The sequence below is a fragment of the Nocardia sp. NPDC057455 genome, from assembly GCF_042802775.1.
Classification (GTDB): domain Bacteria; phylum Actinomycetota; class Actinomycetes; order Mycobacteriales; family Mycobacteriaceae; genus Nocardia.
The window spans coordinates 25,548-39,578 of sequence record NZ_JBHVDM010000029.1; the positions used below are offsets into that span (position 1 = coordinate 25,548).

The window sequence follows — 14,031 nt, forward strand, 5'->3', positions numbered from 1 at the left end:
GCGACAACCTCGAATGGATCCGTCGCGCCGCCCCACGGGCGGTCCGGACTGTGGTAGACCGCTAACTATGGCGACCATCGATCATTCGATACGCACGGCTCGTTCGATCCGCAGCAGACACTCGCACCGCTCGATCCTCTCGATCCGCTCGGAGGGGTCGATCCTGTCCATCGGGTCGGCCTACTCGGTCCTGTCCATCGGCAGCGTGGGCTCGGTACTGTCGATCGGCTCCGTGGGATCGGTCGGGTCGGCGATCTCGTCGTTCTCGTTCGCCAGCCTCGGTTCCGCGTTCTCCGGCCTGTCCCGGTGGTCGCTGTTCTCCTGGCTCGGCGACCACGAAGCCCCGGACAGCCGCCCCACCCTGCGGGTCGTCCCGGACGACGAACCCGACCTGCGCGTCACACCGATAAGCCACTCCCAGACGTAATACTCGGCAGCGCCCGCCGCGCGGCGTGTCCGCATGCTCGGCCTCGCTTCGCTCGGAAGCCGGAGCTGGGCCGATGTGGTCGCGTCGGCTGGAATCACCGCGATCGAAGTGCCCCCACGAGGGCGCTCGCGGCCCGGACTCGGACGCCTACACGAGGTTCACCCGACGGTCGCAGGCCACCTTTCACCGACGCAGCGGGCGTCGATCGTCAGCAGGCCGGCGGCGGACGCTCGGTCGGGGTACAGAGCATCGAGTAAGTCGGCGCCGGAACGTGGATAAGAGTCCGGCCGCTTTCACCACTGCCCGTACTCGGGTGTGAGCACGTTGTTCACATCGATCCCCACCCCGTCGATGGATCGCTTGTCGATCTCGAACTGGTGCAGGTTGGCGGCCGGGTGCACGAAGCCTTTGGGTGTGCCCCAGTTGTGCTGCCAAAACCAGGCGCCCAATCCCGCGGTGCGGGCCAGTTCGATGGTCGGGGTGTTCGCGTAGACGCCGGTGTTCTCCTTGCCGAGCACGGCCTGCCAGCCCAGCAGGTACGGCGCGATCATCGTGGCGAAGTCGACCGCCGAGGGATTGTCGTCGATGGATGCGTAGATGGGCACGTTGTCGGGGCCACCGGCGGTGCGGTGCAACGCGAGCCCGCGCTCGGCGTGCCGCTTGCCCGCCTCCAGCCCGCCGCGCCAGTCCGCGGTGGGCCCCTTGCCGAACTGGTAGCACGAGACGATCTGCAGACCGGCGGCTTTGAGGTCGTCGACTTCGGCGGATCGCAGCGGCTTCCCCGCCATCCACTCGGCGCCGGGCCTGCGGTCGGACACATAACGGATGACGCCGACATGGCCGGCGTCGCGGATCGCCGCCGCTGAGGGGACGCCACCCGCGTAATCGATCAGGGTGCCGAGCGAGGGTTGCGCGGCGGCGGGAGTTGCCGCTGCGGTCACGCCGACCACGGCCGCGGCGGCCGCGTAGGCGAACAGATCACGCCGGGATACCGAAATGGAACGCATCGTCGACTCCTTCGCGCAACCCCGACTTGGATAGCAGCGTGCCCGGCGCACCTTCCCCAGATCACCCGTGCGCCGGGAGCCTCGAACGTGAACTCATTTCACCACATTCACATTGGAACCGCTAGACCCAGGAGAAACACGTTTCACATTCGCCACATCCGCCGCAGGTGATCCGGTCAGACGACACCGTCGATACGTGCGGCCACGTCGATGGTGCGCATGGCGGGATCGGCGAGTTCTTTGCGGATCACGGCCGCCACCTGCGCCACGACCTGCTTCTTGATCCCGGCGAGCGCACCGAGGGCGGCCGCACGCGCGCCGTGCGCGGTGAACTCCATCCGGATGCCTGCCGGGTCCGGCGGCGGCACGTCGATCACCACCCGCAAGGGGTCCGCGGCGCGCGCGGTGAGCACCAACGGCACCTCGACGTCGGCGCGATAGCGATTGGCTTTCAGCACGTCCACCGTGATGTCCAGGCTCACCGGCAGCGTGAGGTCGAACGCGACCGGATCCGCCGACCGGTCCACCAGCCGCGGCATCCGGACCGCTCCCCGGACGGTCACGACCGCACTGGCGCGCGGCCCCGTTCGCAGCGGTCCGACTTCGATCGGCCTGCCCGCCAACCGCTCGACCACGTCGGACACCCGTTCGCGCGTCACGATCCGGGCGAAGAACCGATGCCCGAACTCGTCGTAACCGATCCAGTCGAACGCGGTCCGGTCCCGGTACGGCGAGCGTTTGCCCGCGACCATCGCCTCGACGTCGAACACCAGGTTCCGGCGGGTCTGCGGATCGGCCAGCATGGCGTTCACCCGGGAGGCGACCTCCCGCTGCACCACCCCCGCGATCGGGTCGAGCAGCCATTCCCATGCCGACTCCACCGCTTGGGCGCGCAGCACGAAGCTGATGTCACGCTGGGTGATCGGCGGGATGTCGATGACGATCAGCACGGGCTCGGCGGTGCGGGCGTGCAGCGTCAGATCGATCTCGACCCTGGCCTCCAGCCGCAACTTCCGGCCGCCGAGCAGCACTTTGAGGGTGAGCGACACCGGGACGGTCACGGCGAAGGTCACCCCGGGACCGCTGTGCAGGACGCGCGGCGCGCCGACCTTGCCCTCCGCGACGAAACCCGCGAGTCCGGCCGGGCCGATCGAGACCGGACCGATGGTCAGGCCGCGGCCCGTCATGCCGGAGATCGCGGATTCGATGCGAGCGGCGTTCACGGCGTGCGTGACGAAACGCGCGCCGAACTCGGCGTAGTCGATCCAGGCAGGCGCACTACCCGATTCGTCGGTCGGATGCATCAGTAGTCCCCGGAACCCTCACCTCTCGATGGACACCCGATACGGTACGCGACCGATCTTGTCGCACTCCGGAACGCGCTGGTCAGCCTGGGATCCCCGTCCTGCCGATGAGGGGGAAGCAGGGCGGGGACCGGCGGCGGCGCTGCCGGGCGCCGCCGACTCCATCGTAGGACCATCCGGCGCACCGTTTCACCCGCATATCGGACAGATTCCGCTCCGCGGGAGTGATCTTCACAATCGCCCGAGACCGACCACTCCCGACACCTCGGTCAGCGTGAAGCGGTGGATCCGGACCTCGTCGTACTCGTTGCCGCCGATCGTGGTCACCTGTCCCTCATCGGCCCGCAGGACGATGTTGGTGTGCTGCCCGAACGGACTGGATTCCCCGTACAGCAGCACGTCACCGGTCCGCGGTCGATAGCCCGAGCCGATCGGGACGAATCGGTCGACGCTCTCGTAGTACTCCTGCAAGGTATAGACACCCGGAATTCGCCAGGAGCCCGAATTCGGGTTGGCCAGCGGCGCACCGGCCTCGCGCAGCACCCAGCTGACGAAATCGGCGCACCACGCCTCATCGACGCCTTCCGCGTATTTCGTCCCCGCGCCCGGATCGGCGAATTCGCGCTCGGCGACCGCGACGATTTCGGCCTGGGTGGCGTCGAGCGCCGCACGATCCAGCACCGGGAACTCGGTGAGACGCTCACCCATGTCCGCTCCGTGATCGACGCGGTCTTGCCACCGAAGTGCCCCGGTGATCCCCACGCCGATCACAGCGAGGGCTACCACCGCGAGCGCGATCCACCGCCCCGCTCGCGACTTCGACTGTTGCGCCATCGCTCCCCCGTCCATTCGTGTGATGCTGTTGTCGAGCTTATGGAACTCGACGCGCGAGCGCGCCCGACAGTTCCCGGGGCCATCCGGTCGGTTACGGTGACCGAGCGGAGGCCACCCGTGCGATCCGAAATCGCGTACGGTACCGGCGAAACCGCGCTAGTCTCCGGAGAGACCAGCCGATGGGGAGGTACGGCCCTGGACACGCTGTGGACATTCATCGTGCACCGGCGGCACCAGTTGCTGGTCGACTCCTACCTGCACGTCTCGGCCGTGGTGCAATCGGTGCTGCTGGCCACGGCGGTCTCGGTGCTGATCGGAGTTCTGGTCTACCGCAGCCCGTTCGGCTCCTCGATCGCCTCCGCGCTGGCGGGCGCGGTGCTCACCGTCCCGTCGTTCGCGCTGCTCGGCCTGCTGATCCCCATCCTCGGCCTCGGCGTCGCGCCGACGATCACCGCCCTCGTGGTGTACGCGCTGCTGCCGATTCTGCGCAACACCATCATCGGACTCGCCTCGGTGGATCCGGCCGTGACCGATGCCGCCCGCGGGGTCGGGATGAACCGGCTGCGGGTGCTCGCCCGGATCGAATTGCCGCTGGCCTGGCCGGCGATCCTGACCGGAATGCGGGTGAGCACGCAGCTGATCATGGGCATCCTCGCTCTCGCCGCCTACGCCAAGGGCCCCGGGCTCGGCAACCTGATCTTCTCCGGGCTCGCGCGCCTGGGCAGCCCGAACGCGGTACCGCAGGCTCTGGTCGGCACGCTCCTGGTCGTCGTGCTCGCACTCGTACTCGACGGGATCTACGTCCTGATCGGCCGGCTCACCACCTCGAGGGGAATCCGTGACTGAGACCGAAACCCGCGGCGGCCCCGCGAAATCCGTCGTCTCCGGCGTCGAGATCGAGCTGCACTCGGTGACCAAACACTACCCAGGACAGCGCGATCCGGCTGTGGACAGCGTCTCGTTGACCATCCCGGCCGGTGAGATCGTGGTCCTGGTCGGACCGTCCGGGTGCGGCAAGACCACCACCATGCGGATGATCAACCGGCTGATCGAGCCCACCTCGGGCACGATCACCATCGACGGGCGTGACGCGGCCACGATCCACCCCGACCGGTTACGCCGCGGCATCGGGTATTCGATCCAGCAGGCGGGATTGTTCCCACACCTGACCGTCGCGAAGAACGTCGCGACCGTGCCGGGCCTGATCGGCTGGGACCGGCGGCGCATCGCGGCACGGGTCGACGAGATGCTGGAGCTGGTCGGTCTCGACCCGGACACCTTCCGCGACCGCTATCCCCGCCGGTTGTCCGGCGGCCAGCAGCAACGCGTCGGCGTGGCCAGGGCGCTCGCGGCCGACCCGCCCGTGCTGCTGATGGACGAGCCGTTCGGCGCGGTCGATCCGATCACCCGGGGCTCGCTGCAGAACGAGTTGCTGCGCCTGCAAGGCGAACTCGGCAAAACGATCGTCTTCGTCACCCACGATTTCACCGAGGCGGTCAAGCTCGGCGATCGCATCGCCGTGCTCGGCGACCGATCCCGAATCCTGCAATACGACACACCCGCGGCGATCCTGGCCGACCCGGCCGACGAGACGGTCGCCGGCTTCGTCGGCGCCGACGCCTCGCTCAAACAGCTCACGCTGACCCGGGTCGGGGACGTCGAACTCGGCGACTGCCCCACCGCCACCGAGGAGGACCCCGCCGACAAACTGCGCGCCGCGCTGGCAGATCGGGACCGGCCGTGGGCGCTCGTGCTGGACGGTCAGGGCCGTCCACGCCGCTGGGTCTCGGTCGAGCAACTGGCGCACGCCGACTCGCTGCGGGGCCTCGGCGCACCGGTACCGGAGTCCTTGTCGCTGAAATCGACGCTGCAGGACGCGCTGGAAGCTTTGCTGGCGCAACAGAACGCGACCGCGGTGGTGACCGGGACGCGCGGCGAGTACGTCGGGCTGATCACCATCGACACCCTGGTCGGGCACCTGTCGGCCCTGCGTGCCGAGCACGGAGCGGACGGCGCCGCGACGGACGGCGCGCCGTGACCACCGCCCTCGCCTCACCCGCCGCCCAGCGCAGGGCCGAGCGGATCCGTTTACTCGTCCAGCCCGTGCTCGTGCTCGTGCTTACCGCGGGCGTGCTGGTGTGGGCCTTCGCCCGCGACCTCAGCGTCACGCAGCGAGCGAGCCTGAACGCGGGCAACGTCGCGACCGTCACCTGGCAGCACGTGCTGATCACCGGGACCGTGGTGCCGATCGTGCTCGCGGTGGCCGTGCCGCTCGGCACGCTGCTGACGAGACCTGGCTTCCGGCGCCTCACACCGGTATTCGTGGGCATCGCGAACATCGGCGCGGCCGCACCGGCCATCGGGCTGATCGTGTTGTTCTATCTGGCCACCCGCACCACCGGCTTCTGGATCGGCGTGGCGCCGATCGCGTTCTACTCGCTACTTCCGGTGCTGCGCAACACCATCCTGGGCTACCAGCAGGTGGACCGCACGCTCATCGATGCGGGCCGCGGTCAGGGGATGTCGGCCGTGACGGTGTTGCGCCGCATCGAATTCCCGCTCGCGGTGCCCTACATCCTGGCCGGGCTGCGCACCTCCCTGGTGCTCGCGGTCGGCACCGCGACACTGTCTTTCCTGGTGAGCGCGGGCGGGCTCGGTATCCTGATCGACACCGGCTATAAACTGCGCGACAACGTCACCCTGGTGGTCGGCGCGGTGCTCGCGGTGGCGCTGGCACTGCTGGTGGACTGGCTCGGCGCGCTCGCCGAAGAATTCCTCGGGCCGAGGGGGCTGAAATGACCCGGGCTTGGCGCGCGCTCGCTCTCGGGCTCGGGTTGGCACTGGTGGCCGCCTGCGGGCTGCAATCCGGCGGCGCGGTGCCGCTGCGGGTGGGGCCGGGCAGCATCCGCCCGATTCCCGCACTGAACGGTGTGCCTGTCACGGTGGGTTCCAAAGATTTCACCGAACAGAACATCCTCGGGTATCTCATCGAGTTCGCCCTGACGGCAGCCGGTGCCGAGGTCCGTGACCTGACCAACATCCAGGGTTCCAACAGCGTGCGCGACGCCCAGTTGCACGGGCAGATCGACCTCGCCTACGACTACACCGGCACCGGCTGGATCAACTACCTCGGCAACGAGACGCCGGTGCCCGACGAGATCGGCCAGTTCGAGGCGGTGCGCGACGCCGACCTCGCCGCGCACGGGATGGTGTGGACGGCGATGGCGCCGATGAACAACACCTACGCGCTGGTCATGAGCGCGCGGACCGCGCAGGAGACCGGCGTGCGCACGCTGTCGGACTACGCCGGGCTGGCCGCCGCCGATCCGGCCGCCGCGGCCATCTGCGTCGGCACCGAATTCAATGTCCGCCAGGACGGATTCCCCGGCCTGGCCCGCAAGTACGAGATCGACACGGGCAAGGTGCGCAAGCAGATCGTGCAGGACGCGGTGGTCTACCAGGCGACCGCCGACGGCAGACAGTGCCGGTTCGGCTCGGTCGCCGCCACCGACGGACGCATCCCGGCACTGAATCTGGTCCTGCTGCAAGACGATCGCGGGTTCTTCCCGAAATACAACGCGGCGCTGGTGATGCGCGAGAGCTTCGCCGACGAGCATCCGGAGGTGATCGCGGTCATGACGCCGATCTCGCAGCGCCTCACCAACGAGACCATCACCGAACTCAACCGTCAGGTCGACGTGGACGGACGCGAACCCGCGGAGGTGGCCCGGGACTGGATGGTTGCCCAGGGGTTCGTCACCGCGCGCTGAGGCCGCGACTCACCGACACGACCGCTTAGTTGGTGCGGTCGTCTCTCATCCCACGCGCAGATGTCACAGTGTTGGGCGATGTTTCTGTCCTCGGGGTGGTGGCCGCATGATCAGAACCGTTCTACGAACCGGTACCAGTTGCCTTCGAGAGGCGTGTAGCCGACGTCGCCGTCGTAGCGGGGTGGGCCCTGTGTGGGGGCGCCGTGGGGGAAATAGGCGAATCCGACGGAATCGATGAGTCCTCCGTCGGTGTAGAGCAGGCAGCCGTCGTCGCGTTCTACCACCGAGGTGATGGTGTAGACGCCGTACCGGCCGTGGGCCGAGGCGTCGCAACTGGTTGCGAGGCGTTCGAGACTGCTGCTGGAAACCCGCCATCCGAGGTCCTCGGGAAGGTCGGCCCACGCCAGGGCATAGGTCAGCGCGACCGCGCCGGGCGCGAGGAGGAGCCGCCGGTAGCGGCGGTGACGGATCGCACCGAACAGCCCGATCACCAGCCACAGCGCGCCCAGCAGTACCAGTGCCCAGCCCGCGAGCACGAGATACGGAAACGCGGCGTCCGACATCAGCAACCACAGCGTCGCTACGCAACACACGCTCACCAAAAGCGTGATCACCGCGATCGACACGCTCCACCACCGGGCTGCGGTCCGAGCGGGTTTGCCTTGCCGGCACAGCTCGTCGTCGTGTTCGGTGTTGGTCATCGAGTCGCGCCTCCTTGCGCCGAAGCCGCGCCGTTCTGTTCGAGAAGCCGCGGTTGGAGCGGATCGTGTCGGGGGCTCGGCGTATCGCGAAAGAAAGACAGCGGAACTCTTGGTAGAGAGGGTTTGTCCGTCCGAGACAACTCCGGAACCAAAAGTTCCCCCGCAAGGCGGGCCGCGCCGCAGCGAACGTTACCGGCTCATCACCACCTTGGGCGACCATCGCCGTCAGCGACCGAACTGGTGCAGCTGCTTCACCAGCGGTGGCAGATCGAAACACTCGTCCCGCATTCGGAGGTCCGATCCGGCCGAGCCGGGTGCCCGCGCTCGACGCGTGAGCATCGGCCCCAGCCGGAGCCACTCCCACGCTCAGCGCGGCTCGCGCCCCAGGTAGCGCAGCAGACCGGCGACGGCATCATCGGCCGGGCCGTCGACGATCGCGGCGTAGGCCCCCCACTGCCGCAGCGGTTCGACGATCTCCGCCGTCTCGCCGCTGCCGGGCGCCGGGTGACCGGCCCGGGCGGCGGTGAGCAGGTGCGTGGCCAGTTCGCCGGTCAACGGGGACGGCTGACCGGTCGCGATCGCGATGTCCCAGGCGTGGACCGCGGCATCCAGCGCGCACATCGCGGCGGCGACCGGAGTGGCGAGTGCGCCGTGCGGCAGCGGCGTCGGCACGGTCTCGGTGGCGTCGTCCACGGTGCTCCAGGCGAGGGCGGTCTGCTCGATCGCCACTCGCACCAAGTCGGCGGGAGTACCGTCGACCGCGCCGGACGGCTCGAACGGGTTGTAGGCAGGGCCATCGCCGATGCCCAAGAATTCGGCGAACGCCAACTGGTCACCCGCGGCGTGCTGGACGACCTGTGTCACATCCCATTCCGAGCACGGGGTGGGCAGGTGCCACTGGTCGGCCCGCACACCGGCGACGACGCTCTCCAGCGCGTGGTAGGAATCGGCGAGCACGTCCCGCCAGACGGGGAGCAGAGTCGCGGCGGCGGTGGTGGCGTTCATATCGGAGCCTCTCGGTCGTTTTCGGTGCTGACCCAAGCTTATGGCGGCATTAGGCTACTTTCGTTCCTAAATCCGAAGGAGGAAAAAGTGGCCTCGACCACTCCGCGACTGCTGCGGTTGCTCGCGTTGCTCCAGGACCGCGCGCACACCGGCCGCGAGCTGGCCGAGCGCCTCGACGTCACCGATCGCACCCTGCGACACGACATCCAGCGCCTGCGCGAGCTGGGCTACCCGGTGCACGCCGAACGCGGCGCGATCGGCGGCTACCGGCTCGGCCGCGGCGCGACCATGCCGCCCTTGCTGCTGGACGACGACGAGGCGGTGGCCGTCGCGGTCGCGGTCGGGCTCGCCGAAGACGGCTCCACCGGCATCGCGGACATCGCCGAGCAAGTCACGAAAGCACTGGGCAAACTGGATCAGATCCTGCCGAAACGCTTGCAGCGCAAAGTGTCCGCGCTGCGGGAGGCGACGGCGATCGGCCCGGCCACGACCGGATCACGCGAGCCGGACGCGCCGGTCCCCGCCGCCGTGCTCACCACCCTGGCGGGCGCCATCCGCGACGGCGCGACGGTCCGGATCGCCGTGAACGACTCGTCCGCCGAGATCGAGCCGTACCGGTTGATCAACTGGCAGCGCCGCTGGTATCTGGTCGCCTACAGCCTGGAAGACCATTCGTGGAGCGCGTTTCCGGTGTCCCGGATCAGCCACGCCGAGCGCGGTTCCCGCCGCTTCGCCGCACGCTCGCTTCCGGATGACGATCTCGTCGCCTTCGTCATGCGCCACGTCGCCACCACGGGATGGCGGGTGCAGGCACGGGTCACCGTGCTCGCGCCCGCCGAGACGGTCATCGCCCGCATCAATCCCGCTGTCGGCGTGGTCGAGGCCGTGGACGCGGAGACCTGCGTGCTCTACACCGGCGCGGATGCGCTGGAGACCATCGCGATCTACCTGTCCATGCTGATGATGGACTTCCGCGTCGACGGGCCGCCGGAGCTGGTCGCCCATATCCGCACCCTCGCCCGCCGGTACACCGAATCCGTCGCCGACGCCTGAACGCGACTGATCAGTCCTCGGCCGACAAGCACACGGCACCGGGCCGGATGTCGGCAGGCAAGGCGGCCACCGGCCACACGATGTGGCAGCGGCAGCACGTACGGAGCATTCCGGCTACTGCCGGGGTCCTACTCGCGCGCAGTCGCCTTCTCCCTCACGGACCCGCAATCACGCACACGGACACCGACCCGGCTGAACCCGGATCGGCACCCGATACCGACCCGGCCGAATTCAGCTCGGTACCGCCGGTAGGCCGGTCGTCAGGAATGCCCGGTCGTGGTCGCCGCGTCGGCGGTCTTCCGCATCGGGATCAGCGCGGTCAGGCCGATCGCGATCAGCGCCGCCACCATCGCGATGAGGAAGGTGGTGTGGAATCCGTCGCGCGAGGGCAGCAAGTGCGGGCCCAGCTGCATGGTCATATGCGCCAGCACCACGCTCATCACCGCCGCGGAGGTCGACGTACCGATCGAGCGCATCAGCGAGTTCAGTCCGTTGGCCGCCGCGGTCTCGGTGATCGGCACCGCGCCCATGATCAGCGCGGGCATCGCCGCGTACGCCAGGCCGACGCCACCGGCGACGATCACCGAGGCGAGCATGATCTCCCAGACGCTGTTCATCAACACCACCGCGCACAAGTACCCGACGGCGATCACCGCCGATCCGAGCGCGAGGGTGACCTTGGGACCGCGGCTCGCCGACAGCCGGGCCGACACCGGTGAGAGCAGCATCATCACGAAACCGGTGGGCGCCAGCGCCAATCCAGCGCTGACCATCGACAGCCCGAAGCCGTATCCGGTCTGCTCCGGCGCCATCAGCAACTGCGGGAAGGTCAGCGACATGCCGTAGAGCGAGAATCCGACGGCGATCGAGGCCGCGTTGGTGAACAGCACTCTCGGCCGCGCCGAAACCCGCAGGTCCACCAGCGGTGCACGCTGCCGAAGTTCGAAAGCGCCCCAGCCGAGGAACACCACGAGAGACACCGCGAACAGGGTCAGGATCGGGGCGCTGGCCCAACCCCAGTCCGCGCCTTTGGTGATGGCGATGAGCAGCGCGAGCAGCGCCACCGACAGGCCGATCGCACCGCCGAAGTCGAATCGGGCGGGCGTGCGCACCGGCGACTCCGGCACGAAAACGAAAACCACGGCGGCGCAGACGACGCCGAGCGCGGCGGAAGTCCAGAACAGCACGTGCCAGTTCGTGTTCTGCGCGATCGCCGCCGCGACCGGCAGGCCGATCGCGCCGCCGACACCGAGCGTGGCGCTCATGATCGCCATGGCGGAACCCACCCGCTCGGCGGGCAATTCGTCCCGCATGATGCTGATGCCCAGCGGAATGGCGCCGACCGCCGCACCTTGCAGCGAGCGGCCGACGATCTCGGGCAGCAGTGTGGAGAACGACGCGCAGACCACCGAACCGGCTACCAGCAGCAGCAAATTCGCGAACAGGATGCGGCGCTTGCCGAACATGTCGCCGAGACGGCCGCTGATCGGAGTAGCCACCGCGCCCGCGAGCAGCGTGGCCGTGACGACCCAGGAGGCGTTGGACGCGGAAGTGTGCAGCAGCGTGGGCAGGGCGGGAATGATCGGGATGACCAGCGTCTGCATGAGCGAGACGACAACACCGACCATGCCGAGCGTCGCGATGAGCAAGGCCGGCGCGGGACGCCGGTCGCTGGAATCAGAGACGGTCGAAGACGCGTCGGCGGTTACAGTCACATGTGCACGGTACATATGGTGTGTATGCTGCACAATTTGGTATCGACGTGATCCGCGCGACATAGTGGGGCATGTCCGATTCCGGTCCCGGCGACGACGCAGCGCTGAGCCGCCTCGCCTTCGAACTCTCGCTACTGTCCAGGCACTTCCCCGCCGCGCTGCTACGGCGCCCCGGCTTCCAGCTCGACCGTTCGGCGTATTTGATCTTGACCAGGCTGGAATTGGACCACCCGTTGAGCCTCCGCGAGTTGTCCGAAGCGTTCCAGCTGGACATTTCCACGATCAACCGGCAGGTCGGAGCAATGCTCAGACAAGGCTTGGTCGACCGGGTGCCCGACCCCGACGGAGGCATCGCCCGCAAGATCCGCGCCAGCGCGAAAGGACTGGAGTCACTGGCCTCCGACCGTATGCAGAGCCGGCAGGGTATCGGCGCCGTAGTGGCCGACTGGACCGAGTCCGACATCGACCGGCTCAGCAAGCTCATCGCGCGCTTCAATCAGTCGGTCGAGGACAAAGAGCACAATCCTTGGCCGCGCCCGCCCGAACTCGCGTGACATACTGTCAAGAGTCACATCGGGCGACGAACACCGCGTGGTGAGACAACTGCCTGGTCGCGCCGATCGGTATGCTTCTCGCGGGTGGACTCGTCTTCGCCGCCGCGGCTCAGGCGAGCGTCTACTGACCGCCAGTCCTGGGTCACGCCAGCGGGGAAAGAAACGATGGGCGTCCTGATATAGGCGGCTAGCCGCAGACCTGCCGCTGCGCATCCCGCAATGCGACCGCGAGCGGATCCTGCGACAGGCCATAAGGGTCGATGCTGTTGCGCACCAACCAGATGGCTCCACCGACCACCATGCACAGCGGAGTCGGCGGCTGGGACGGTGGATTCGCCTGCGCGATCGTCGTTGCCCCTGCCATGAACGAACCGGCGATTACCAACACAGCGAGCATTTTTCGCATCGTGGTGTCCTTTCGTCGCCGCACAGCGTACGCCGAATCCCACAGCTCGACCGGCGAACGCGAAGCTGCGGCCGACTAAGCGCGCGAACCAGACACTTCGCCGCCGATACCCGAGAACGGCACGGCGATTTCAGAATGACGACGAGAAAGAAGGCCGACGTGGATAGTGGCGATGCCACCGCCGAGCACTTCGCCGACCGCCTGGTGGCGTCGGCCCTCGGCGCCATCGACATGCTCGCGATCCATTTGGGTGACCGGATGGGCTGGTATCGAGTACTGGCCGAACACGGTCCCACCGACGCCGTGGAACTGACTCGTCACGCGGGCGGCGACGAGCGCTATGCCCAAGAATGGCTGGAGCAGCAGGCCGCCACCGGAATCCTCGCCGTCACCCCGGACCACCGGTTCGAGCTGCCCCACGGCGCCGCGGAGGTGCTCACCGACGCCACCAGCCTGAATTATCTGGCGCCGTTGGCGCGCATGCTGGCCGCCGCGGCGGTACAGACACCGGCACTGGTGCGGGCCTACCGGGACGGCGGCGGCGTCAGCTGGTCGGAGTTCGGCACGGACATGCGCGAAGCGCAGTCCGACATGAACCGGCCGTGGTTCGAGCAACGGCTCGCCACCGCGCTGGCCGAGGCACCGGATGTCGCGGCGGCACTGTCCCGGCCGGGCGCACGGGCCGCCGACGTCGGCTGCGGCGGCGGCTGGTCCAGCATCGCGCTGGCCAGGGCGTATCCGGATCTTGCCGTGGACGGATTCGACATCGATGAACCGTCCGTGGCCATGGCGAACCACAATGCCGGCGAGGCCGGCGTCTCGGATCGAGTGCGATTGCACCGCGCCGATGCCGCGTCCGCCTTGGGCGAGTGGGTCTACGACGCGATCTTCGCCTTCGAGTGCCTGCACGACATGCCCTACCCGGTCCAGATGCTGGCCGCCATGCGCCGGGCGGTACGTCCCGGCGGCGCGGTGGTCGTCATGGACGAGGCGGTAGCACCCGAGTTCCGGGCACCCGCCGACGACCTCGACCGGTTGATGTACGGGTTCAGCCTGCTGATCTGCCTGCCGGACGGCCGCGCCCATCCCGGTTCGGCTGCCACCGGCACCGTCATGCGCCGGCACACCCTGCGCCGTTACGCCCGCGACGCGGGTTTCACCGAGGTCGAGGTGCTTCCGATCGATGGCTTCGGCTTCTGGCGCTTCTATTCCCTGATTCCCTGAGCGCGCGCAGGCAGCGACGAGCCGGAACGCG

15 protein-coding genes are annotated in these 14,031 nt (G+C 68.4%); 8 read left to right on the forward strand and 7 right to left on the reverse strand.

The genetic code is table 11. The features are described 5' to 3' along the window. Positions 1-67: 67 nt before the first annotated feature. Positions 68-427 (forward strand): hypothetical protein, encoded by a 360-nt coding sequence (locus tag ACFU5M_RS14420; RefSeq protein ID WP_379048911.1) that lies wholly within the window; start codon positions 68-70, stop codon positions 425-427. A 293-nt stretch (positions 428-720) separates the two neighbouring features. Here the strand turns inward: ACFU5M_RS14420 and ACFU5M_RS14425 are convergent, their stop codons facing one another. The 3 genes from ACFU5M_RS14425 to ACFU5M_RS14435 all read right to left on the reverse strand — a co-directional run bounded on the left by ACFU5M_RS14425 (position 721) and on the right by ACFU5M_RS14435 (position 3,572). Further along, positions 721-1,434 carry a DUF1906 domain-containing protein gene (locus tag ACFU5M_RS14425; RefSeq protein WP_379048912.1) on the reverse strand — a complete coding sequence of 238 codons (714 nt, stop codon included), beginning with the start codon at positions 1,432-1,434 and terminating at the stop codon, positions 721-723. A 176-nt stretch (positions 1,435-1,610) separates the two neighbouring features. Further along, on the reverse strand, positions 1,611-2,738 hold the full coding sequence (locus ACFU5M_RS14430) for a hypothetical protein (protein WP_379048913.1): 1,128 nt from the start codon (positions 2,736-2,738) through the stop codon (positions 1,611-1,613). Between the two features lie 231 nt (positions 2,739-2,969). Next, complete coding sequence (locus ACFU5M_RS14435) at positions 2,970-3,572, reverse strand: CHAP domain-containing protein (protein WP_379048962.1); 603 nt, start codon at positions 3,570-3,572, stop codon at positions 2,970-2,972. A 195-nt stretch (positions 3,573-3,767) separates the two neighbouring features. Between ACFU5M_RS14435 and ACFU5M_RS14440 the strand changes: the two genes are divergently transcribed. Genes ACFU5M_RS14440 through ACFU5M_RS14455 form a run of 4 tightly spaced genes read left to right on the forward strand, consistent with a single transcriptional unit; the run spans position 3,768 to position 7,342 of the window. Then, positions 3,768-4,418 carry an ABC transporter permease gene (locus ACFU5M_RS14440; RefSeq protein WP_379048963.1) on the forward strand — a complete coding sequence of 217 codons (651 nt, stop codon included), beginning with the start codon at positions 3,768-3,770 and terminating at the stop codon, positions 4,416-4,418. Further along, positions 4,411-5,610: an ABC transporter ATP-binding protein gene (locus tag ACFU5M_RS14445; protein ID WP_379048914.1), complete on the forward strand. Its 1,200-nt coding sequence runs from the start codon at positions 4,411-4,413 to the stop codon at positions 5,608-5,610. Before ACFU5M_RS14440 ends, ACFU5M_RS14445 begins: the two co-directional genes overlap by 8 nt. Further along, entirely contained in the window at positions 5,607-6,371 is a 765-nt protein-coding gene (locus ACFU5M_RS14450; RefSeq protein WP_379048915.1) for an ABC transporter permease, read from the forward strand. Before ACFU5M_RS14445 ends, ACFU5M_RS14450 begins: the two co-directional genes overlap by 4 nt. After that, positions 6,368-7,342 (forward strand): glycine betaine ABC transporter substrate-binding protein, encoded by a 975-nt coding sequence (locus tag ACFU5M_RS14455; protein WP_379048916.1) that lies wholly within the window; start codon positions 6,368-6,370, stop codon positions 7,340-7,342. The genes ACFU5M_RS14450 and ACFU5M_RS14455 overlap by 4 nt, the downstream gene beginning before the upstream one ends. Before the next feature lie 110 nt (positions 7,343-7,452). On the opposite strand, the gene ACFU5M_RS14460 is transcribed toward ACFU5M_RS14455, so the two are convergent. Further along, the gene (locus ACFU5M_RS14460; RefSeq protein ID WP_379048917.1) at positions 7,453-8,043 is read right to left on the reverse strand and encodes a hypothetical protein; all 591 of its coding nucleotides are present in this window, start codon (positions 8,041-8,043) and stop codon (positions 7,453-7,455) included. 366 nt (positions 8,044-8,409) lie between these two features. Then, on the reverse strand, positions 8,410-9,048 hold the full coding sequence (locus tag ACFU5M_RS14465; protein ID WP_379048918.1) for a TIGR03086 family metal-binding protein: 639 nt from the start codon (positions 9,046-9,048) through the stop codon (positions 8,410-8,412). Between the two features lie 87 nt (positions 9,049-9,135). On the opposite strand from ACFU5M_RS14465, the gene ACFU5M_RS14470 reads away from it, so the two are divergent. Next, the gene (locus tag ACFU5M_RS14470) at positions 9,136-10,101 is read left to right on the forward strand and encodes a helix-turn-helix transcriptional regulator (RefSeq protein WP_379048919.1); all 966 of its coding nucleotides are present in this window, start codon (positions 9,136-9,138) and stop codon (positions 10,099-10,101) included. Positions 10,102-10,361: 260 nt separating this feature from the next. Here the strand turns inward: ACFU5M_RS14470 and ACFU5M_RS14475 are convergent, their stop codons facing one another. Further along, positions 10,362-11,816, reverse strand: coding sequence for an MFS transporter (locus tag ACFU5M_RS14475; protein ID WP_379048920.1), 1,455 nt, complete (start codon positions 11,814-11,816; stop codon positions 10,362-10,364). A 71-nt stretch (positions 11,817-11,887) separates the two neighbouring features. Here ACFU5M_RS14475 and ACFU5M_RS14480 point away from each other — a divergent pair, with 71 nt between their 5' ends. After that, positions 11,888-12,370: a MarR family winged helix-turn-helix transcriptional regulator gene (locus tag ACFU5M_RS14480; RefSeq protein ID WP_379048921.1), complete on the forward strand. Its 483-nt coding sequence runs from the start codon at positions 11,888-11,890 to the stop codon at positions 12,368-12,370. A 187-nt stretch (positions 12,371-12,557) separates the two neighbouring features. On the opposite strand, the gene ACFU5M_RS14485 is transcribed toward ACFU5M_RS14480, so the two are convergent. Then, positions 12,558-12,767 (reverse strand): hypothetical protein, encoded by a 210-nt coding sequence (locus ACFU5M_RS14485; protein ID WP_379048922.1) that lies wholly within the window; start codon positions 12,765-12,767, stop codon positions 12,558-12,560. A gap of 144 nt (positions 12,768-12,911) precedes the next feature. On the opposite strand from ACFU5M_RS14485, the gene ACFU5M_RS14490 reads away from it, so the two are divergent. Beyond that, positions 12,912-14,000, forward strand: coding sequence for a class I SAM-dependent methyltransferase (locus tag ACFU5M_RS14490; protein ID WP_379048923.1), 1,089 nt, complete (start codon positions 12,912-12,914; stop codon positions 13,998-14,000). The last annotated feature ends 31 nt before the right edge of the window (positions 14,001-14,031 follow it).